Here is a 19770-nt window from a genome sequence, read left to right as displayed (position 1 = left end):
CAGCAACGACGAGCGAATGCGCCAAGTGGCGGGTCGAATGCCTGAGATGCTCTGACGGAGTAATGGCGATGCACCGAAATATTGGGTGACGGCAGTCGGTCACGTTCCGGTTAACACGGCCTCGCTGAGCGAAAGCAACTTCGTATTCGACGTTACGCCCATCTTGGACCACGCCAGCACGATTACGATCAGCGAACGGCGAGCGGGACCGGCCATTTAAGCGAGCTGAGGGCCCATGAAGCGATGGGCGTGTTCGGCGCAGAGAACGTGGTGATGCAAGTTTGCGATCCTCTGACGAGCCGAAACCGTCAAATAGAGATACTTGATACCATCCTCGATATGCATTGAGACGCAATTCCACAAGAAGCTTGGATATTGGCCAATCAGATCCGCCGGCGAGGAATAGCCGAATTGTCTGTTCATCCCGATTTCTTCGAATTCGACGTAGAGCGTGTTGGCTTTTCGGGGATACATTGGATCGCCGAGCTGACCGATCAGATGGGCAGCCAGCTTTGGCTCTAGGTGGTGTGGACTCTAAGGATTCCCATAGGCGCAAATCAGATTCAAGGCTTCATTTTGGGAGGCAGTCTTGGGTGTGAAGGACCGTTTGATTTTGAGCGACGCTGCGTGGGAGCGGCTGGCGCCGCTGATCATAGGTCGGCCCGACCAGAAGGGCTCGACGGGACGCGACAACCGGATGTTCGTGGAAGGGGTGCTGTGGATTGTGCGCACGGGCTCCCCCTGGCGCGATCTTCCAGAGGCGTTTGGGGATTGGAACAGCGTGTTCCGACGCTTCAGTCGATGGAGCATCAAAGGTGTTTGGTGGCGGATATTCGAAGCAATGTCCGATGATCCGGACTTCGAATATCTGATCGTTGATTTCACCATCGTCCGGGCGCATCAGCACGCTGCCGGGGCGAAAAAAGGGGGTCTGAAAGATCAGGCGATCGGCCGCTCGCGCGGTGGCCTGAGCACCAAGATACACATGGCCGTTCGCGGCTTGGGATGTCCTGTGCGGTTCACCCTAACCGCAGGTCAGAAGGGCGATGCACCGCAAGCCGCCGCCTTGATCGAGGGATTGCCTGCCGATGTCGTCATGGCCGATACCGCCTACGACGCCGATCATTTGCGCCAAGCTATCGCCGCCAAGGGGGCGCTCGCAATCCCCAACAAACCCGTCACGCTCGCTTAACACCCGCTCGACAAGCACCTCTATGCCCAGCGCCATCTCGTTGAATGCTGCTTCTCAAAGCTCAAATAGATCCGACGTGTCGCAACCCGCTTCGAAAAAACGGCCCGGAATTACCGGGCCGTCGTCACTCTCGCAGCCATCGTTCTGTGGATGGGCTAGTGTCCACACCACCTAGAGCTCCTTGCGGGGAACCGAGTCAATTCGATTGCCTATGCGACGCGCGATGCGTCCACCAGCGGCGAGATGCCGAGCCGTTCCATAGCAAACATCTTGGATCGATCCACGTGATACGGCGTTAATGCTGCATCGGAGGCTCCGCGCGGCAAGCTGATCGTTGTGTTGTTGTCATCGATCACAAACTCGGTCTCCGTGTCTCCGCTAAGTTTCTGCGAACATAGCCGATGTCGTGCAACAGGTAGGCGCAGATCAAGTTACTGTAGTCACTCGGTTCGAGCCGATGCGATAGCGAAAAGCCCTGCACCGTTTGCGTGCGTCTGCGACAACCCGCGTCCGGCAATTGAGATTTTTCGGTTGCTAATACCTTTTAGCCAGATTGCGGGATCATCCGGTTATGCCGAAGGTCTCGGCAACGAACGAATGCCAAACCATCGCACGCGGGCGGGTCAAAGCTCAGCCGCCGCGCCATGGCATTCTGACGCGTGGCCTGGCGCGGTTCAGGAATTGCAGAGCAAACAGGGTCTGGCAGGCCTGACGCCATAGCGTGGCCTCGTAGCGGCTTAGGCGATCGAGCGGGAAACTTGGCAGATTGGCCAGCCGCAGGAACGATTGCGTGACACTGTTAAACTTGTCGGCGTTCGAAACCGGCTCGCCGTCACCCTCGGCAAACGACGCGGGCTCGGCCATGGCGACCGAGCCGTCATACAGGCTGTCGATTATTTTTTGCCCCTCGTGATGGGCTCGCCGGGTTCGTCGGAATTTCAGGAGATGAAGGGCTTGAATCCTGAACAGGCCGCTTTCGATTGCGGTAGCCCGACGCAGGCGCCACAGCAGGCTTGCCAGTCGCAGCACGAGTTCGCGTTCGACCGTTGACGTGGCGTCAAAGTCAGCGGTGACGGCCATTTCGAACGCGGCGTAGTCCTCGGCGTCTTCGAGCGCACCGATAACGGTCTCTGCGGTGAGCCCGTGGCGGACCGCATTGCGGCGCGAATGCTGTTTGCCTTCTTCGGTCACCGGTCCCGTGCTGAGTTTTGCGTTACGCCGATTGGCGTCAATTTGCCGAGACGACGTCATCGTGCCGCCGGTCGGAAAATTGGCTTCGTTTCGTTATTTTGAGGCCGCTCATTCAAATCAGGTTGGTCCGCGACGCTCTCGTTATTGCTGGCGTCATCAATCATTTCCTCAGGCACAGGCGTGTGGGTTTCCTCCCAGAGTGCCCTTGCAACCTGGAGGGGCTCAATGCCTTTGTGCTGCCACCAGAGGCGCTCGTTGCCCTGCCGATGAAGTTCATGGTGGTGCAGTCGGCATACTGGCACGGTGAAGCGGTCGCTGACCTTTCGCCCGACGGTCCAGTTTTCGGCAAACTTGATGTGATGCGGATCCGATGGCGTGCGGCCGCAGACCAGGCACGGTCGGCCTGCCACAAACTTCAGATGCCGGCGGTCGCGCTCTCTGGTAGGTTTGGCCAGCATCGTGACTTGCGCGGAAGTAAAGGCGACGGAGGGGGCAGGGATGGCGGCCTCACTGGCACCTGATCTTGCGCCATCGCCAGCCCTGTGGTCGGACGGCGACCTCCGTTTGGTGGCCGGGCGATCCGAGGCTCCGGTGTCTAGCTCGGCCAGCCTTGCCGCGAATGCGACCTCGACCGCTCCGGCATCTGCATTGCTAAGACCGCTCATTCGGGACAGCGCGGTGTAAGCCCAACTGGTCAAAGAGGTGACATCAACCAGTTCGCCAAGCTCGCAGATGAGAAGCTCCTTGAGGGCTGCCGAGGCATCAGCCGCCAGCGGGGTGGTCTTTGCATGATTTTTCTTGTTAGGCGCCGGCCGGCCTGAGGACCTGTCAACCGTTCTTGGAGGTGGCAGGCACGGCGGCGTACCCGAGGCTTTCGAGCGCATCGGCGGGCCTTCGGAAGGGGCTGGAGGTGCCTGCCCCGGTGCGAGGTCCGGTGCATCGAGATCGTCCTCGCCGGCGATGCCGACCAAGGTGAACAGGCCATAGCGCCGGGCATAGGTCAGCGCCGCCCCCATTCGGTGGGGAGCTGCCGTCTCAGAGGCCGGGCAAACCGGCCAGTCGGAGGACACCCATTCACCGGAGGCATGGACAAGGGTGGTTGTCAGCTTGATCAGGCCGCTGTCCCGATCGACGGCGGTCGCCTGAATCGTCGCGATCTCGTGCTGGCCAAGACATTTGCGGACGATGTCGAGGCCCTTCGACAAGGGGGCATAGTGAAAGGTCCGCTGACCCTCGCGGGGGAATGGCGACTCGATGGTTGCAGTGAGCAATTTTTCCGGGTTAGCGATTTCACGTTGCGCCTTGGCCAGCGCTGCCGCCAGCGCGCCGACTTTATCGCTGGATCGCTGCATGGCGCGGCTCCTCTGCTACGATGTCAAAACTGATGGCGCCGGATTTCGAGCGCCTGGCGCGGATGCCATGGCCCGAGGCTTCCCGGGCATCCTCCGGCACCAACGCCTTCAGTTCGGTCTTTGATCGCTCGTGGTCGAGCGCCGCCTGGCGGGTTGCCTGAAACAGGCCCGCAAGCTCTGCCCAGGCGTTTGATCCGCTCATGTCGACGGTCCGGACGGCCTCGATTTTCGGCCGTGGCGGACCGACCCCGAAGAGGTGAGGGCTTTCGCCGCTCTCGACGCAGCGCCAAAATCGCTTCTCCGCCGTGATCAGCAGATGCTGGTACAGCGGATCGGCTGGAATTGTCATCTCCACCCATTTGCCGCCACCGGTGATGATCGACAGCACCGCCGTCCTTGAGGCCGTGACCCACATATTGTGCTGCAGTTGCGCCATGTGTTTTTCGGCTGCGCCCTCCTCCGAGAACGACCACGGCAGCATGAACTTGGCCTCGAAGACGGCGCCCGTTCCCACGACCATCCCGTCCAGTGTGGCGGCCATCCACCGCTTTACCGGATGAAAAACCTGTCGCTGCACCTCGGTAACAATCTGGCCGGTATTCCGCTCGTACCAGTTTCGGTTGAGATGTTCGGTGATAGTGCCGAGCTGGACGATTAGGTTGTGGGATAGGTCTTCAGGCTCGACCTCGCCTCGTTTCTCGCGCCAAAGCTGCAGCAGGGCCGCCTCGTTGTCGCCCATGATAATCCGAGCGTCCGAGCCGCCGATGAAAGCTCCCCTATCGAGCGTCTTTCTAGAGCTAACACTCATGATAAAACCTCCCGCCATTATGTCGTTTTCAGATGCAAATGACTTTTATCATCGCTTTAACGATTGATCAATTTATTTTCGATAGAAGTGGCGGAAAAAATGCAATTACCCGAGGATTTCCATGATTTCCCCCGCCCAATGCCGAGCCGCCCGGGGCTTGCTCGACTGGAGTCAACAGGATCTCGCGAGAGAGGCCGGAGTTGGCGTTGTGACCATCCGGCAGGTGGAAGCGGGCGTGAATCAGCCCCGCCGGGCAACCCTGGTCGTGGTTCGTCACACTCTTGAACGGGCTGGAGTCGAGCTCATCGACGACAACGGAGGCGGCGTTGGTGTTCGATTTCGCGAGGTGAGACGAGAACGGCGCGCATGAGGACAGGGCGGCTCATCAAAACTGTCAGGCCGATCGTCGCGCCGCGTGATAACCGCTTCGCACGCGACGGCTCTCGGTAGTTGATTTTTATTAGAACCACGATGCCGATCCGCACCCGGATAGAATGGATATCCGCGCAAAACATCGCTCTTAAAGGGTGGATGAAGCTGTCACGTCGCGGCGGCGGCATTCCTCGTCAGGGCAACGTGAACTAACCGTGGGTCCAGATAGCACGCAAGATCCCGATATTTCCATGCGAGGGCATTGCGGTCAATTTGGTCGTAGCGTCCAAAAACTCGAATAGTTCGCCTCCCGGCGTGCTCCCAACAAAAGCAGCGATAGCGGTGCTTCTCCTGCTTAGCCAAATTGTTGCTGATAAGCCACAATTACCCATGCTTTACTCTTCGATGTTTGGCACCGGAGTCATTGTGATGTAGCTCGGGTTAGGAGCAGAGCTTTTCTATGTGAGGAGCAGGCAATGCAAACTCAAGATGCGCCATCGGCTATCGATCCGATCCCGCTTGACTATATGACGCTGCCGGAAGTGGTCGCGCTTCGGGCCGCCGCCATTTCGAACCGCCAGATTGAGATGGCGTTTCCGGAACCTTTACTCCAACAGATATTCGGCAAGTTGCACCGATTGCCAAACGCACGTGACGAAAATGAGTCGCGAAGGATGGGGTTGTCCTTCTGGCGGAAACGGGAGCTTGCAATTTTAGAAATAATAGAAGCGTTAGCGAGTGCCCGCCTCTCGGCGATCGTATGGGAACCAGCGATATTGGCCTTCGTTCGCTTATCGTCCGAGGATTGGCATCACGCGGCCTTCAACGACCAGATGATTCGGAGTGGGGTCATCCGCTCCTCAACGGGCGAACGCACCGAGCGTTACGAGGGGAGGCGTCTGCTCGTCGACAACGCTGAGGTTTTGCGATGGATGGAAAAACGAGAGCGGTCGAAACCAGCTCCGGCGGCAAAGGTTTGCGCCGACTGGTTGAAGCAGAAAATGCGCGCCAGTCCCGAAAACAAGCCTCAGCCGAAACCGGCGTTACGCCTGGAGGCTATGGAAAATTTTGGCGTTTCTGGCCGTCAATTTGACGCGATTTGGAAATCGGCTATCGCGAAAACCGGGGCTCGATGGGATCGACGAGGTCGACCTCTAATTCGCAGCACTCCATCAACGGCGTGATATAGCCTTTCGGTCCTATGCGCGTGGGCCCGACTTGGCATCAGGCCACCGCGTTAATGATGGCCCTCCTCACGAATGAGGGTTTGCCTCAATAACTGTATTGCTGCGGCCGGCATATTGCGGAGCTCTTTGTACGCCGCCTGCAGTTCCTTCAGGCTCATGTCGTCCCTGATCTCGGGTAAGGAGGGTGCGTCCCAAACCGCAACGTCCAGTGACTGCGGCGGTCTGCCATATCCCCGATCCAACAGCATGTTGATCGCCGATACCCGCAGGCTGTCGCTGTTGCTGGTTCGCATGATACGGACCAGTCCTGCGATCGCTACCGAAACGTGTTTCTGGGCTAGAAATTTTAAAGAGGCTCGGTCAGTGGCCGATTTTTTCTGACGTTTCGTTCGCGACCGGTGCGTCCGCTTCGAGAGTTGGGTCATCTGTTCGTTTCACGATTTCGATACGAGCAAAGAGAACCCCATACCGCCTTCCCAATTGGCCGAAAACCCTACACCCCCGAATGGACGCAGCGATTAGCGCGGGATTTTCGCAGGCGCCCGAGCGATGCGCTGTTGGACCGAGAATGCGGGATGAGATCCGCGAAATCGAGTCATTAATTAATGCGCGAAATTGGGTGTGCTGGATTTTAAACGAGGAGAAGCGGATTTATTAGCTAACCCATCACTCTGCGTCAGGAACCGTCATGAAGCGTCCGAAGAAACGAAAAATGGAAGTTCCCTCGCTGGCGGGACAGGCCCAGCGGTACACTGCGGAGGCGATCGTAGAACTTGTCGACATTATACACCGTACTGATAGTCACGCCGCTCGTCTGGCCGCGATCACGACGTTACTCGATCGAGGTTTTGGCAAGCCGCCCAAATCTCTTGCGATCGCAACCGCAGATCCGATCAGAAGGGTGGATTCTCTCAGCGAGGAAGATTCAGTTGCTTATTTTCGCAGGTTCCGTGCAGGTTTGGAGAGAACAAAATGACCCAAGGCGAAACCCTGGCGCTGATCTCGCGGCCGGCCTTGCTGATGACGGAGTCGGCGGACGAATTCGACCGGTTACAGGCGATGCTGGTGCAGGAGATTGCTCCCCGCGGCATCATCGAACAAATGCAGGTAGCCGAAACCGCTCAGGTCGTCTGGGAGATGGTCCGCATCAATCGCTGCAAAGCGGCCATGATCAATACCGCCTTTCGCGCGTCACTGGCGACCCTGCTGGCGCAGCTGTGGACGGAACCGGGGGAATCCGCGCCGTACGAAGAGTTGCAAGACCTGGCTTTTGCCTGGTTTACCGATCCGAAAGCCAAGGACAAAGTGGCGAAAATCCTGGGCCGATTTCATCTTGATGAAACCGCGATCGAAGCCGAAGCGATAAAAAAGCTGGCGTCCGAATTAGAAGTGCTCGACCGGATGATGATGGCGCTAGTAGTTCGTCGCAATCGGGCGATCCGAGGCATCGCGGAGAACCGCGAAAGCTTTGCCAAGCGCGTGCAGGAAAAGTCAGAGCGAATCATCGAAGCCGAGTCGTTCCATCGGTTAACCGATGATCAGGCCTCGGCCTGACCATGGCGACCGCGCGGCAGATCGCTGCCAACCGGCGCAATGCCAGCAAGAGCACTGGGCCGCGATCGCGTTCCGGCAGGAAGCGGGCAGGCGGTAACGCGACGGTCCACGGTCTGACTGCGAATTTGTTCTCCAACACCGCGCTCGCCGAGCAGGTCGAGAAATTCGCGCGTGAAATCGCCGGGAGCGCCGACGATGCCATCCTCTTGCAGTTCGCCCGGGTCGCTGCCTATGCCGAGATCGATCTAGCCCGGGTGCGGCGGGTCAAGGTCGCGCTCATCGAGCGGGCGTCAGCGGTCGGGACATTGGATGGCCCGCTATTCGACGATGTTCGTAGCGTAAGAAAAATCCTCGATTTGATCATGGGCGGCGAACTGCCGCGCCGGATTGATCCTTTGGCGACGATGCCCTCGGGAGGAATTGAACGCACCGCGGAAGCCGTTCGGCGTGCGCTGCCAGAACTCACCAAGCTCGCCCGCTACGAATCGCGCGCCGCTGCACGGCGAGATAAAGCTATTCGGCAAATCGTTATGAAAACCCATCGCAACTCGTCTCCATTCTGCGAATAACAAGGTTGTGTTCGACGAGTTGAGCGACCGAGCCATGTCAACAATTTATAGTTGCTTAGATAAACCATATCGCGCAATAAATGCGCTGCCGCTTTTTTGCCAAACGAACCCAATTTTCTTGAATGATTTCAGGGGACCGCCAGAGTGCATAGCTTCTTCCAAGGGTCCGGTCCGTGCTGCGAGGCACGTGTTTCCATGTTCGACCACGGCGTTGGCGATCGTGTACTACGCCCGCTGCCGGGACCACAGTGAGGACGGGTTCGCCACGGGGAGGGGTTGGCACAGCGGAGGCCTGCAGGATGAAGCGCGAGGTAGGTGAGGGCCTCTCGGCTTCGGTCATCTCGCTGACTGGAAGGTCGCCAGTCCCAGCCATCCACGCTTCAGACGAATGCGCCAGTATCCGACTGCGTTATTGTTGAGGCGTGGGCGGCGGCTCATGCGTATCGACAAAACTCGTGCCAATAGCCGTTTGTTTCAGCGCTGAGGGCCCATGAAGCGATGGGCGTGTTCGGCGCAGAGAACGTGGTGATGCAAGTTTGCGATCCACTGGCGACCCGAAACCGCCAAATTGAGATACTTGATACCATCCTCGATATGCATTGAGACGCAATTCCAGAAGAAGCTTGGATATTTGTCAATCAGATCCGCCGGCGAGGAATAGCCGAGTTGGCGGTTCATCCCGATTTCTTCGAATTCGACGTAGAGCGCGTTGGCTTTTCGGGGATACATTGGATCGCCGAGCTGGCCGATCAGATCGGCAGCCTGGACCAGCTTTGGCTCTAGCCCGACGGTCTCAGCCGTTTGATCAATCCTTGCAGGAAATCGGGTCAGTTCGATTGCCTGTGCCACGCGCGATGCGTCCACCAGCGGGGAGCTGCCGAGCCTTTCCATAGCAAACATCTTGGATCGATCCACGTGATACGGCGTAAGAGCGGCATCTGAGGCGCCGCGCGGCAGGCTGATCTTTGTGTTGTTGTCATCGATCACAAACTCGGTCGCCGTATCTCCGCTCAAGACACCGCGAACATAGCCGATGTCGTGCAACAGGCAGGCGCAGATCAAGTGACTGTAGTCACTCGGTTCGATTCGATGCGAAAGCGAAAAGCCCTGGAGGATGTCGCGACCAACCATGGTGACGAGGAAGGTATGTTCCATATTGTGGTAAAGCGCATCACTGCGTCCCAAACACTCGATCGTACTGCGTGCCAGCGATGATAGGCGCTCGGCCGTTTCGTCATGCGTAGACCCAAAGATTTGACGGAAATCTTTAGCCAGGAATCTACCGAGATTTTTTTGCCGCCGATGCTGTGATCGTTTTCATCGACATTCTCCGGGGTGACCGATGCGGCCAAACGATAGCACTTCGCTTTGAAACTTCTGAGCGGATTTATCCAACGGGGAGTTTCAGGCACTGGACGTCGGAAAGTGCGGTACGTGCCGGCTCGCCGGGCGCGGGATTCGGACGCTCGAATCTCAGCCGATCACCGTTTGCGTGCGCGACATCTCGCGTCCGGCAATTGAAATTTTTCGGTTGCTGATACCTTATAGCCAGATTGCGGAATGATCCGGCTATGCGAAGGTCTCGGCAATGAACGAATGCCAAACCATCGCGCGCGGGCGGGTCAAAGCTCAGCCACCGCGCCATGGCATTCTAGCCCGTGGCCTAGCGCGGTCCGGCCGGCCCAAAGGACCTCCCGGTCGTTCTTGGGGATGGGGGGTCGTAGACTGGCCCGGAGCTTTCGAGCGCCCTGAAGGGGCTGGAGGTACCTGCGCCGGCGCGAGGTATCTGGCGCGTCGACTCCAAGTTTGGGTTGTGTAGACCGCGTATTTGGCCCGGTTCACGGCACGAAACTCGCGCGTGTCGTTATCCCGCATTCGCCTTCAGCCCGGCTGCCTCGATGCCCGCGACGGCGCAGACTTCATCATTGTCAGAGGTGTCGCCGCTGACGCCGACCGCGCCAAGCAGAACGCCACCATCCTGGATCAACACCCCGCCGGGCACCGGGATGAGGCGACCTTGAGCCATCGTATTCACCGCGCTGACGAAATAAGCCTGCTCCTGCGCGCGCTGGAACAGCGCGCGTGAGCCCATGCCCAGCGCCAGCGCGCCATAGGCCTTGCCGTGTGCGATTTCGGCCCGCATCAGGCTGGTGCCGTCCTGCGCCGCCGTGACTTTGACGCAACCGCGGGCATCGAGAATGGTGATGACCAGCGGCTTCAGTTTTTTCTCGACGCCTTTGGCAAGGGCGGCATCAAGAATCTTGCGGGCGACGTCGAGGGTGAGTTCAGTCATGGGTCGGTTCCTTTGCATGGGAGGAGAGAGGTGAATTGGGCTTTGCACGGTCCAGGCTCATGGCCAGAACACGCGCGACGTGAAGGGCTGATCGCCCGCTGCCATCCTTGATCTGATGCCGGCACGAGGTGCCATCGGCGACGATTAGTGTGGTCTGGTCGGCGCCGCGGATGGCCGGCAGCAGTGAGAGCTCGGCCATTTCCATCGACGCGTGGGTAGGTGTCGGCACCATAGCCGAAGGCGCCGGCCATGCCGCAGCAACTGGACTCGATGATCTCGACGTTCAGGTCGGGCACGAGGCGAAGCGCTTTTTCGACCGGCTTGAACGCACCAAATGACTTCTGATGGCAGTGGCCGTGAACCAGCGCCTTGGCGGGCATCGAACCAAGCGGCAGCTGCAGACGGCCGGCCTCCGCCTCGCGAACCAGGAATTCCTCGAACAGCAGCGCATGCGCACCGATGCTCTTGGCGTCGTTATCGGAGCGCAAGGAAAGCAGCTCATCGCGCAGCGTCAGAAGACAACTCGGCTCCAGTCCGACGATCGGTACGCCGCGCGCGGCGAACGGCGCGTAGGTTGCGACCAGCCGGTCCAATTCGGCTCGCGCTTGATCGACCAGACCTGCAGAGAGGAACGTGCGCCCGCAGCACAGCGGCCGCGCGTGGTCTGCCGGTTTTGGAATGTGGACGCGGTATCCGCCTTCAACCAGCACGCGTAGCGCGGCGTCGAGGTTTTCCCGGTCATAGGCACGGTTGAAGGTATCGGCGAAGAGCACGACTTCGCGGCCATTCTCAGGCCCGAAGGCCTCGGCATCGGTTCGGAACACATCGCGTCGGAATGCAGGCAGGGCGCGCTGCGCGCTGATGCCGGCGAATTTTTCAAACAGCTTGCGCAGCAACGGACTGCCGTTGCGCAAGTTGGCGAGCGGGGCGACGCGGGACGCGAGGCTGGCATAGTGGGGCAGATATCCAACCAGTCGGTCGCGCAGCGATAGGCCGTGTGTTGCCGCGCGTGCCGCCATCACCTCGATCTTCATCTTGGCCATGTCCACGCCGGTCGGGCATTCGTGGCGGCAGGCCTTGCAGGAGACGCAGAGTTTCAACGTGTCCATCATCTCGTCGGAAGCCAGCGCGTTCGGTCCGAGTTGACCGGAGATCGCCAGTCGCAGCGTGTTGGCGCGGCCGCGGGTGACGTCCTTCTCGTTGCGGGTCGCACGGTAGGACGGACACATCACGCCGCCTTCGAGCTTCCGGCAGGCGCCGTTGTTGTTGCACATCTCGACGGCCCCCTGGAAGCCGCCGCCCGCGCCGGGATAGGCCGACCAATCAAGCGCCGTTTTGAGTTCGCCGATACGATAATCCGGCGGATAGCGAAACAGCGAGCGGTCGTCCATTTTGGGCGGATCGACGATCTTGCCGGGATTGAGGAGGTTGTCCGGGTCGAAGCGCTGCTTGACCTCCCGGAAATCAGCAACGATGCGCGAACCGAACATGGCTTCATGGAATTCGGAGCGGACCAGGCCGTCACCGTGCTCGCCGGAATGAGAGCCCTTGTATTCGCGCACCATCTCGAAGGTCTCTTCGGCGATGGCGCGCATCGCCTTGACGTCCTTCTCCAGCTTCAGATTGAGCACGGGGCGCACGTGCAGGCAGCCTTCGGAGGCATGCGCATACATAGTGCCGCGTGTGCCGTGCTTTTCAAAAATACCGTTGAGGCGTTCGGTATAGTCGGCAAGATGCGGCAGCGGCACCGCGCAGTCCTCGACAAAGGAGACCGGCTTGCCCTCCTGCTTCATCGACATCATGACGTTGAGGCCCGCGGCGCGGAAATCGGCGATGCCGGTCTGCAGCTCGGGTTCTGTGATTTCAACCACGCCGCCCCATTTGCGCTGCGGCTTGTCCCAACCGAAGCCGAGATCCGCCATCAGCTCGCCGAGCTGCTGCAGGCGGCGCTGGTTTTCAGCCTGATCTTCCTCGGCGAATTCCACGATCAGCACCGCATCGGGGTTGCCGCGCACGGCGGTGCTGATGATCGGCTGGAACATCGCGATCTCGCGGCCCAATGTGATCATGGTGCGATCGACCAGTTCCACCGCGATCGGGCGGAGCTTCACCAGGTGCTGGGCCGCGTCCATCGCCTCATAGAAGCTGCCGAAATGACAGACACCCAGCACCTTGTTGCGGATGATCGGCCATAGCTTGAGCTCGACCTGCGTGGTGAAGGCGAGGGTGCCTTCGGAGCCGATCAGAAGGTGCGCCATGTTATTCGCCGCGTTGCGCGGTACCAGCGCATCGAGATTGTAGCCGCCGACGCGGCGCTGCACTTGTGGAAATCGTTCGGCGATCTCGGCTGCCTCGCGCTTGCCGAGATCGAGCATGTCGCGAAACAGCGCAAGCCCGCTTGCTGGTGAATTCACGCGCGCGAGATCGCGCGGCACATCGCCAAAATGCAGCAGCGTGCCGTCAGCCAGGGCCGCATCCATCGACAACGTGTTATCGCGCATGGTGCCGTAGCGCAGCGAGCGGCCGCCGCACGAGTTGTTGCCGGCCATGCCGCCGATAGTGGCGCGCGAGGCCGTCGAAACGTCGACCGGAAACCAAAGCCCGTGCTTCTTGAGCTGGCGGTTGAGGTCGTCGAGCACAATGCCGGGTTCGACAACGCAGGTGCGGTTTTCGACATCGAGCGAGAGGACGCGATTCAGGTATTTGGAAAAATCGACGACGATCCCCTCATTGACGGTCTGGCCGCATTGCGAGGTGCCGCCGCCGCGCGGGGTGACGATTCGACCAGCGTCCCCTGCGATGGCCAGCGTCCGCAACGCCTCGTCCATGGTCCGGGGGACCACGACGCCAAGGGGCATCATCTGGTAGAACGAGGCGTCAGTCGCGTAGCGGCCACGATTGAACGCATCGAAGAAGACGTCGCCGGTAATCTCGCGAGCAAGACGCACGGCGAGGGCGCTGTTTTCAGCCGAATTTTGTGACTTTTCGGCCCCTGTTGCCGCCATTGCCTTGGTCTCGTGAGTGATCTTCAGTGTCTTGCCTGCCGGGGTCCGCCTTGGCAAGGCAAAGCCCTGCTTCTTGTGCATTGACGGGCCCCGCCGGGCGGGGGACAAGCCCGCCGAATAGTGATATTCGAGCGGCTCGTGAAGCCAAGACTTGTGAAGCCAAAGACAAGACCGGGAAGGACGCCCCATGACTGTGCACTCTGGACGGCATTTTCTGCAGATTCCGGGACCGACCAACGTCCCGGACCGGGTGCTGCGCGCCATGGACATGCCAACCATGGATCACCGGGGTCCCGAATTCGCCGAGATCGGCCACGCGGTGCTGGCGGCCATGCAGCGGGTGTTCCGCACCAAGCAGCCCGTGATCATCTACCCGTCGTCGGGCACCGGTGCCTGGGAGGCAGCCCTCGTCAATACGTTGCAGCCCGGCGACAAGGTGCTGATGGCGGAGACGGGGCAGTTTGCCGTGCTGTGGCGCGGCATCGCCGAGAAATTCAAGCTTGACGTGGATTTCATGCCCGGTGACTGGCGCCATGGCGCCGATCTTGAGCAAATCGAGGCGCGGTTGTCGGCCGACAAGGCGCACAAGATCAAGGCTGTGTGCGTCGTCCACAACGAGACATCGACCGCCTGCGTCACCTATCCGCTCGAAGTCCGCAAGATCCTCGATCGTGTCAAGCATCCGGCGCTGCTGATGGTCGACACCATCTCCGGTCTCGGCTCACTGGAATATGAGCACGACGCCTGGGGCATCGACGTGTCGGTCGCGGGATCGCAGAAGGGTCTGATGCTGCCGCCGGGTCTCGGCTTCAACGCGGTGTCGGAAAAGGCGCTCGCGGTCGCGAAGGCCAATCCGGCGATGCGTTCCTATTGGGACTGGCAGGAAGTCATCGCAATCAACAAGGCGGGCACCTGGCCCTATACGCCGGCAACCAATCTGCTGTTCGGGCTTCGCGAAGCGGTCAAGATGCTCGAAGAAGAGGGACTGGAAAACGTCTTCGCCCGCCACAAGCGCCACAGCGCCGCAACGCGCGCGGCCATCAAGACCTGGGGCCTGGAAACGCAGTGCCAGGAACAGGGTGCGCATTCGCCCGCACTGACTGGCGTGGTGATGCCGGAAGGTCATGACGCCGACAATTTCCGCAAAGTGGTGCTGGAAAACTTCGACATGTCGCTCGGCACCGGCCTCAACAAGATCAAGGGCAAGGTGTTCCGGATCGGCCATATCGGCCACTTCAACGATCTGATGCTGATGGGCACGCTGTCGGGCGTTGAAATGGGTCTCGATCTCGCCAAGGTACCGCATCGAGGCGGGGGCGTGCTGGCGGCGATGGAAGTGCTCAAGGGACGCGATGCGGTTTCCATTCCAAAGGTCGCCGTCGCCTGAACCGGTCTCGACCCAACAACGAAAAGAACAGAAAGAACTGCGATGAACGCACCGGTAGCTGCAACTGAAGACCTGCTCTATTCCGTCGAGGACGGTATCGCCCGGCTGACGTTCAACCGGCCGCAGGCGCGCAACGCCCTGACCTTTGCGATGTATGAGCAGATGGCGGCGATCTGCGAGAGCGTCAACCAGGACCGCTCGATCAAGGTCATGATCCTGACCGGCACGGGGGAAAAGGCGTTCGCATCGGGTACCGACATTTCGCAGTTCCGTGCCTTCAAGACCGCGGAGGACGCACTCGAATATGAGGAGCGGATCGATCGCGTGCTGGGCACATTGGAGAAGGTCCGGGTGCCGACGATTGCGGCCATTGCTGGTGCCTGCACCGGTGGCGGCGCCGGGATTGCCGCCTGCTGCGATATCCGGATCGGCACCGCAACGACGCGCATCGGCTTTCCCATCGCGCGCACGCTGGGCAACTGCCTGTCGATGTCCAACATCAGCCGGGTTGTTGCGTTGGTCGGGCCGGCGCGGACCAAGGACCTGATTTTTACAGCGCGCCTGATCGAGGCCCCGGAGGCGCTGTCGCTCGGTCTGCTCAACGAGGTGGTGCCTGACGTTCCGACGCTGCAGCGCCGCGCCGATGAAACCGCCAAGCTTGTTGCTGGTCATGCGCCGATCACGATGGAAACCGCCAAGGAAGCGGTGCTCCGTATTCGCCGCACGCTGTCGCGCGAGGAGGGCCGGGATCTGATCCTGCGCGCTTACATGAGCGAGGATTTTCGCGAAGGAATGGATGCCTTCCTCAACAAGAGGACGCCGAACTGGAAGGGCAAATAGGCTCGGCTCGGGTTTGATTGATCACGATCGGATTCCGCATAGCCGCGGGCGTGGTTCGCTTGGCTCATGCGAAAGTCATAGGCAGTGTGGGGCGGTTCGACTTGAACTGGCGCAGTTAAATCCGCACAATGGTACCGTGTGTGCTAGTGTTTCTAAAATTAAAACAAAGATATAGGGAAGAAAAACGTGGGACAGATTCTGAAAGCCACGGCTGCCTTGGCGGCCATGATCGTCAGCGCGCCGGCGTTCGCTGCCTGGGAGCCGACCAAACCGGTTGAAATCGTGGTCGCAGCAGGTGCCGGCGGCGCCTCCGACCAGATGGCTCGCATGATGCAGGCGGCGATCCAGAAGAATAATTTGATGAAGCAGCCGATGGTGGTGTCGCTCAAGGGCGGAGCGTCCGGTGCCGAGGCGCTGATGTACATGAAATCCAGCGACGGCGACCCCAACAAGGTGCTGATCGCCTATTCGCTGATCTACATGCTGCCATTGTCGGCGAAGATTCCCTTCAATTGGCGCGATCTCACGCCGGTGTCGGTGGTCGCGCTCGATCAGTTCGTGCTGTGGGACAATGCCGCCGGACCGAAAACCGTGAAGGAATTCGTCGCCGCCGCCAAGGCAGCGAGTTCGCCGTTCAAGATGGGCGGCACCGGCTCCAAGCGCGAGGATCACGTGCTCACCGTGTTCATGGAGCAGAGGACCGGCGCGAAGTTCTCCTATCTGCCCTACAAATCCGGTGGCGAAGCCGCGACGCAACTGGTCGGCAACCATACCGAGTCCAACGTCAACAACCCTTCCGAAAATCTCGAAGTCTGGCGCGCCGGCCAGGTCCGCGCGCTGTGCGTGTTCGACAAGGAGCGGATCGCCTACAAGACCAAGGTCACCGAGACGCAATCCTGGAACGACATCCCGACCTGCAAGGAAGAAGGGCTCGACGTTCAGTATCTGATGCTGCGTGCGATGTTCCTTCCGGGCAAGGTCACGCCGGATCAACAGGCGTTCTATGTCGACCTGTTCCAGAAGGTGACGCAGACCGCCGAGTACAAGGAATACATGGAAAAGCAGGCGCTGAAGCCGATCTTCCTGACCGGCAAGGACATGGTGAAGTTCCTCGAGGAGGATGACAAGCTTAACACCTCGCTGATGAACGAAGCCGGTTTTGTGGCGAAGTAAGCCTGCCGTAGTGCGCGTTATTTCCCGGCAGGACCGTATCCAGCGATCTTGCCGAGAACGTTCTTGATCTCTGCTTTGGGCAGCAACCTCGGTGTGCCGATTTGAAGGCAGCCGTGATATTGCCGCGCCAGCGCCTCGACCTCCACCGCAAGCCACATTGCCTTTGACAGCGAAGGTCCGACGGCGATCATGCCGTGATGCTCCAGCAGGCAGGCCAGGCGGTCCTCGAGCGCCCGCACGGCGTGTTCCGACAACTCCTGTGTGCCGAACGTCGCATAGGGCGCGCAGCGGATGGTGTCGCCGCCGGCGACTGCGATCATGTAATGGATCGGCGGGATTTCCAGACCCATGATCGCGAGGATCGTCGAATAGGGTGGATGCGCGTGCACCACCGCGTCGACCTCGGGTCGTGCCCTGAGAATGTCGAGATGAAACCGCCACTCGCTCGACGGTCGCTGCGCCGCGTCGAACGAACCGTCCAGACCCATGAACACGATCTGCTCCGGCTGCATCGATTCATAGGGCACGCTGGTCGGTGTGATCAGCAGGCCGGCGTCATGCCGCAGGCTGATATTCCCGGACGTGCCCTGATTAATGCCCAACGCATTCATGCTGCGGCAGGCGTCGATGATTGACTGGCGCTTCTTCCGCTCGCTGGTGGCCGACATCCACTTTCTCCTGATCGCTGCGGCGTGGCGCCGTCAAATCACAAGCCCTGTCAGAGGGCCTTTGCAGTAGGCGAACAATGGTTGATTATTGCGTCGCAGTATAGTCGAACATCCAAGCGTGCTGGGAACAAGCCGGAGTGGTCGCTCCGGAAAACATCTGGGAGCAATCATGACGAATGCCGTGCTTGGCATTATCGGCGGATCCGGCATTTACGATCTGCCGGGGTTGGAAAATGTCCGCGACGAGGCAATCGAAAGCCCCTGGGGTGAGGCATCTGCGCCCGTCAGGCATGGTGTCATCGCCGGGTTGCCGATCGTATTTCTGCCCCGGCATGGCAAAGGGCACGTTCTGTCGCCTTCGGACATCAACTACCGCGCCAATATCGACGTCCTGAAACGGGCAGGGGTTACCGACCTGATTTCGCTCTCGGCCTGTGGTTCGTTCCGGGAGGATCTGCCACCCGGCACATTCGTGCTCGTCGATCAGTTCGTGGACCGCACCCACAAGCGCGAAAGTTCATTCTTCGGTAGAGGCTGCGTTGCCCATGTCTCGATGGCTCATCCGGTGTCACCGCGCCTATTGGTGCATTTGGCGGAGGCCGCCAAGGCCGAGGACATCAAGGCCGTGCAAGGCGGCACCTATGTCTGTATGGAGGGCCCTCAGTTCTCCAGCCTTGCCGAGAGCCTGACCTACAAGACGCAGGGCTATTCGGTGATCGGGATGACCAACATGCCGGAAGCCAAGCTCGCCCGTGAGGCAGAGATCTGTTACGCCAGCGTGGCGATGGTTACCGATTTCGACTGCTGGCATCCCCAGCACGACGCCGTGACGGTTCAGGATATCATTCGCGTGCTGAACTCGAATGCCGAAAAGGCCAAGGGCCTGGTTGCGCGCCTTGCCAGGGATTTCCCGCGCGAGCACGAACCGTGTCCGATTGGTTCGGATCGGGCCCTCGATACCGCGCTGATCACGGCGCCGGAGGCGCGAGATCCCAAATTGCTCAGCAAGCTCGACGCGGTGGCCGGCAGGGTGCTGCGCTCATGAAGGTCGATGGCAGGCATTTTCGCAGCATCTGGCTCGAGCCCGACGGATGGTCGGTCGGGGCGATCGACCAGCGGCGGCTGCCGCATGAATTCGTCATCGCGCGGATGACGAGTGCGGCGGACGCCGGCGAAGCCATCCGTTCGATGCTGGTGCGCGGCGCGCCGCTGATCGGCGCAACCGCCGCTTATGGCATGGCGCTGGCTATGCGCGCCGATACCTCCGATGCCGCGCTTGACCTTGCCTACAAGATGCTGATCGCGACCCGGCCGACGGCCATCAACCTGAAATGGGCGCTCGATGAAATGCACGGGATGCTGCGGCCCTTGCCGCCGTCAGGACGTGTCGCGGCGGCCTACAAACGTGCCACTGAAATCGCGGAGGAGGACGTCGCGATCAATCAGGGCATAGGGCAGCATGGTCTCGCGCTGATCGAAGCGATTGCCGCGACCAAGCCGGGAGAAACGGTCAACATCCTGACTCACTGCAACGCTGGATGGCTGGCGACGGTCGATTTCGGTACCGCGACGGCGCCGATCTACCTCGCGCATGATCGTGGCCTGAAGGTCCATGTTTGGGTCGACGAAACCCGGCCCCGCAATCAAGGCGCTTCCCTCACCGCGTGGGAACTTGGGCACCATGGTGTCCCGCATACGGTGATTGCCGACAACACCGGTGGCCACCTGATGCAACACCGGATGGTCGATCTGGCCATCGTCGGAACCGACCGGGTGGCCGCCAATGGCGATGTCTGCAACAAGATCGGAACCTACTTGAAGGCGCTCGCCGCGCACGACAACGGCGTGCCGTTCTATGTTGCGCTGCCGTCGCCGACCATCGACTTTAGTATCGACGACGGAATAAAGCAGATTCCGATCGAACAGCGCGCTTCCGACGAGGTCGCGACCATGACCGGCCGCACCACCGATGGGCGTATCGAAACGGTGCGGGTGGTGCCTGCGGGATCGCCGGTCGCCAATTATGCCTTCGACGTCACGCCGGCGCGGCTGGTAACTGGATTGATCACCGAGCGTGGTGTGCTGAGAGCTGAACGTGCTGCACTTGCGAGCACGTTTCCTGATCGGTTCCGATAGCGTTGCCGGTTGGCGTTGAGGAAACGCGTCAAGCCAGAGCATT

19 protein-coding genes and 2 pseudogenes are annotated in these 19770 nt (G+C 60.2%); 11 read left to right on the top strand and 10 right to left on the bottom strand.

What is annotated here, in order from left to right; genetic code table 11:
• Positions 1-216: 216 nt before the first annotated feature.
• On the bottom strand, positions 217-474 hold the full coding sequence (locus tag ABIE49_RS40025; protein WP_502915872.1) for a hypothetical protein: 258 nt from the start codon (positions 472-474) through the stop codon (positions 217-219).
• A gap of 115 nt (positions 475-589) precedes the next feature.
• Between ABIE49_RS40025 and ABIE49_RS08695 the strand changes: the two are divergent.
• Positions 590-1351, top strand: a pseudogene (locus ABIE49_RS08695) (IS5 family transposase).
• Between the two features lie 50 nt (positions 1352-1401).
• Here the strand turns inward: ABIE49_RS08695 and ABIE49_RS08690 are convergent.
• The 4 genes from ABIE49_RS08690 to ABIE49_RS08675 all read right to left on the bottom strand — a co-directional run bounded on the left by ABIE49_RS08690 (position 1402) and on the right by ABIE49_RS08675 (position 4543).
• Positions 1402-1548, bottom strand: a complete 147-nt coding sequence (locus ABIE49_RS08690) for a hypothetical protein (RefSeq protein ID WP_192737902.1) — start codon at positions 1546-1548, stop codon at positions 1402-1404.
• Between the two features lie 274 nt (positions 1549-1822).
• On the bottom strand, positions 1823-2383 hold the full coding sequence (locus ABIE49_RS08685) for a hypothetical protein (protein ID WP_192737901.1): 561 nt from the start codon (positions 2381-2383) through the stop codon (positions 1823-1825).
• Positions 2384-2439: 56 nt separating this feature from the next.
• Positions 2440-3735: an ERF family protein gene (locus tag ABIE49_RS08680; protein WP_192737900.1), complete on the bottom strand. Its 1296-nt coding sequence runs from the start codon at positions 3733-3735 to the stop codon at positions 2440-2442.
• Positions 3716-4543, bottom strand: a complete 828-nt coding sequence (locus tag ABIE49_RS08675; RefSeq protein ID WP_354066673.1) for a YqaJ viral recombinase family nuclease — start codon at positions 4541-4543, stop codon at positions 3716-3718. The genes ABIE49_RS08680 and ABIE49_RS08675 overlap by 20 nt, the downstream gene beginning before the upstream one ends.
• 121 nt (positions 4544-4664) lie before the next feature.
• Between ABIE49_RS08675 and ABIE49_RS08670 the strand changes: the two genes are divergently transcribed.
• Together ABIE49_RS08670 and ABIE49_RS08665 are read left to right on the top strand one after the other, a co-directional pair.
• The gene (locus tag ABIE49_RS08670; protein ID WP_192737898.1) at positions 4665-4913 is read left to right on the top strand and encodes a helix-turn-helix domain-containing protein; all 249 of its coding nucleotides are present in this window, start codon (positions 4665-4667) and stop codon (positions 4911-4913) included.
• Positions 4914-5391: 478 nt separating this feature from the next.
• Positions 5392-6099 carry a hypothetical protein gene (locus tag ABIE49_RS08665; protein WP_192737897.1) on the top strand — a complete coding sequence of 236 codons (708 nt, stop codon included), beginning with the start codon at positions 5392-5394 and terminating at the stop codon, positions 6097-6099.
• A gap of 53 nt (positions 6100-6152) precedes the next feature.
• Here ABIE49_RS08665 and ABIE49_RS08660 read toward each other — a convergent pair whose 3' ends face one another.
• Entirely contained in the window at positions 6153-6527 is a 375-nt protein-coding gene (locus ABIE49_RS08660; RefSeq protein ID WP_192737896.1) for a hypothetical protein, read from the bottom strand.
• Positions 6528-6790: 263 nt separating this feature from the next.
• Here ABIE49_RS08660 and ABIE49_RS08655 point away from each other — a divergent pair, with 263 nt between their 5' ends.
• Genes ABIE49_RS08655 through ABIE49_RS08645 form a run of 3 tightly spaced genes read left to right on the top strand, consistent with a single transcriptional unit; the run spans position 6791 to position 8225 of the window.
• The gene (locus ABIE49_RS08655) at positions 6791-7078 is read left to right on the top strand and encodes a hypothetical protein (RefSeq protein ID WP_192737895.1); all 288 of its coding nucleotides are present in this window, start codon (positions 6791-6793) and stop codon (positions 7076-7078) included.
• Entirely contained in the window at positions 7075-7656 is a 582-nt protein-coding gene (locus ABIE49_RS08650) for a hypothetical protein (RefSeq protein ID WP_192737894.1), read from the top strand. Before ABIE49_RS08655 ends, ABIE49_RS08650 begins: the two co-directional genes overlap by 4 nt.
• 2 nt (positions 7657-7658) lie before the next feature.
• On the top strand, positions 7659-8225 hold the full coding sequence (locus ABIE49_RS08645) for a hypothetical protein (RefSeq protein WP_192737893.1): 567 nt from the start codon (positions 7659-7661) through the stop codon (positions 8223-8225).
• Positions 8226-8699: 474 nt separating this feature from the next.
• Here ABIE49_RS08645 and ABIE49_RS08640 read toward each other — a convergent pair whose 3' ends face one another.
• The 3 genes and pseudogenes from ABIE49_RS08640 to ABIE49_RS08630 all read right to left on the bottom strand — a co-directional run bounded on the left by ABIE49_RS08640 (position 8700) and on the right by ABIE49_RS08630 (position 13523).
• Positions 8700-9500 carry a metal-dependent phosphohydrolase gene (locus ABIE49_RS08640; RefSeq protein WP_192737921.1) on the bottom strand — a complete coding sequence of 267 codons (801 nt, stop codon included), beginning with the start codon at positions 9498-9500 and terminating at the stop codon, positions 8700-8702.
• A 589-nt stretch (positions 9501-10089) separates the two neighbouring features.
• Positions 10090-10518, bottom strand: coding sequence for a GlcG/HbpS family heme-binding protein (locus ABIE49_RS08635; RefSeq protein ID WP_192737892.1), 429 nt, complete (start codon positions 10516-10518; stop codon positions 10090-10092).
• Positions 10511-13523, bottom strand: a pseudogene (locus ABIE49_RS08630) (FAD-binding and (Fe-S)-binding domain-containing protein). The gene ABIE49_RS08635 and the pseudogene ABIE49_RS08630 overlap by 8 nt, the downstream one beginning before the upstream one ends.
• A 187-nt stretch (positions 13524-13710) precedes the next feature.
• Here ABIE49_RS08630 and ABIE49_RS08625 point away from each other — a divergent pair.
• The 3 genes from ABIE49_RS08625 to ABIE49_RS08615 all read left to right on the top strand — a co-directional run bounded on the left by ABIE49_RS08625 (position 13711) and on the right by ABIE49_RS08615 (position 16923).
• Positions 13711-14910, top strand: coding sequence for a pyridoxal-phosphate-dependent aminotransferase family protein (locus tag ABIE49_RS08625; RefSeq protein ID WP_192737891.1), 1200 nt, complete (start codon positions 13711-13713; stop codon positions 14908-14910).
• 42 nt (positions 14911-14952) lie between these two features.
• The gene (locus ABIE49_RS08620) at positions 14953-15750 is read left to right on the top strand and encodes an enoyl-CoA hydratase/isomerase family protein (protein ID WP_192737890.1); all 798 of its coding nucleotides are present in this window, start codon (positions 14953-14955) and stop codon (positions 15748-15750) included.
• Between the two features lie 225 nt (positions 15751-15975).
• Positions 15976-16923: a Bug family tripartite tricarboxylate transporter substrate binding protein gene (locus ABIE49_RS08615; protein ID WP_192737919.1), complete on the top strand. Its 948-nt coding sequence runs from the start codon at positions 15976-15978 to the stop codon at positions 16921-16923.
• A 17-nt stretch (positions 16924-16940) separates the two neighbouring features.
• Here ABIE49_RS08615 and ABIE49_RS08610 read toward each other — a convergent pair whose 3' ends face one another.
• Positions 16941-17591, bottom strand: a complete 651-nt coding sequence (locus ABIE49_RS08610; protein WP_192737889.1) for a class II aldolase/adducin family protein — start codon at positions 17589-17591, stop codon at positions 16941-16943.
• A gap of 169 nt (positions 17592-17760) precedes the next feature.
• Here ABIE49_RS08610 and ABIE49_RS08605 point away from each other — a divergent pair, with 169 nt between their 5' ends.
• Positions 17761-18636, top strand: a complete 876-nt coding sequence (locus ABIE49_RS08605) for an S-methyl-5'-thioadenosine phosphorylase (RefSeq protein ID WP_192737888.1) — start codon at positions 17761-17763, stop codon at positions 18634-18636.
• On the top strand, positions 18633-19727 hold the full coding sequence (gene mtnA, locus ABIE49_RS08600) for an S-methyl-5-thioribose-1-phosphate isomerase (RefSeq protein ID WP_192737887.1): 1095 nt from the start codon (positions 18633-18635) through the stop codon (positions 19725-19727). The genes ABIE49_RS08605 and mtnA overlap by 4 nt, the downstream gene beginning before the upstream one ends.
• The last annotated feature ends 43 nt before the right edge of the window (positions 19728-19770 follow it).

Source organism: Bradyrhizobium sp. OAE829 (genome assembly GCF_040546575.1).
In the GTDB taxonomy this organism is placed as follows: domain Bacteria; phylum Pseudomonadota; class Alphaproteobacteria; order Rhizobiales; family Xanthobacteraceae; genus Bradyrhizobium.
This window is presented reverse-complemented; position numbering and strand designations above follow the sequence as displayed.

Bases quoted from the DNA above. Each gene is read 5' to 3' on its own strand.
- ABIE49_RS40025 (WP_502915872.1), bottom strand. From the start codon at position 474: ATGTATCCCCGAAAAGCCAACACGCTCTACGTCGAATTCGAAGAAATC.
- ABIE49_RS08680 (WP_192737900.1), bottom strand. From the start codon at position 3,735: ATGCAGCGATCCAGCGATAAAGTCGGCGCGCTGGCGGCAGCGCTGGCC.
- ABIE49_RS08675 (WP_354066673.1), bottom strand. From the start codon at position 4,543: ATGAGTGTTAGCTCTAGAAAGACGCTCGATAGGGGAGCTTTCATCGGC.
- ABIE49_RS08670 (WP_192737898.1), top strand. From the start codon at position 4,665: ATGATTTCCCCCGCCCAATGCCGAGCCGCCCGGGGCTTGCTCGACTGG.
- ABIE49_RS08665 (WP_192737897.1), top strand. From the start codon at position 5,392: ATGCAAACTCAAGATGCGCCATCGGCTATCGATCCGATCCCGCTTGAC.
- ABIE49_RS08660 (WP_192737896.1), bottom strand. From the start codon at position 6,527: ATGACCCAACTCTCGAAGCGGACGCACCGGTCGCGAACGAAACGTCAG.
- ABIE49_RS08655 (WP_192737895.1), top strand. From the start codon at position 6,791: ATGAAGCGTCCGAAGAAACGAAAAATGGAAGTTCCCTCGCTGGCGGGA.
- ABIE49_RS08650 (WP_192737894.1), top strand. From the start codon at position 7,075: ATGACCCAAGGCGAAACCCTGGCGCTGATCTCGCGGCCGGCCTTGCTG.
- ABIE49_RS08645 (WP_192737893.1), top strand. From the start codon at position 7,659: ATGGCGACCGCGCGGCAGATCGCTGCCAACCGGCGCAATGCCAGCAAG.
- ABIE49_RS08635 (WP_192737892.1), bottom strand. From the start codon at position 10,518: ATGACTGAACTCACCCTCGACGTCGCCCGCAAGATTCTTGATGCCGCC.
- ABIE49_RS08625 (WP_192737891.1), top strand. From the start codon at position 13,711: ATGACTGTGCACTCTGGACGGCATTTTCTGCAGATTCCGGGACCGACC.
- ABIE49_RS08620 (WP_192737890.1), top strand. From the start codon at position 14,953: ATGAACGCACCGGTAGCTGCAACTGAAGACCTGCTCTATTCCGTCGAG.
- ABIE49_RS08615 (WP_192737919.1), top strand. From the start codon at position 15,976: ATGATCGTCAGCGCGCCGGCGTTCGCTGCCTGGGAGCCGACCAAACCG.
- ABIE49_RS08610 (WP_192737889.1), bottom strand. From the start codon at position 17,591: ATGTCGGCCACCAGCGAGCGGAAGAAGCGCCAGTCAATCATCGACGCC.
- ABIE49_RS08605 (WP_192737888.1), top strand. From the start codon at position 17,761: ATGACGAATGCCGTGCTTGGCATTATCGGCGGATCCGGCATTTACGAT.
- mtnA (WP_192737887.1), top strand. From the start codon at position 18,633: ATGAAGGTCGATGGCAGGCATTTTCGCAGCATCTGGCTCGAGCCCGAC.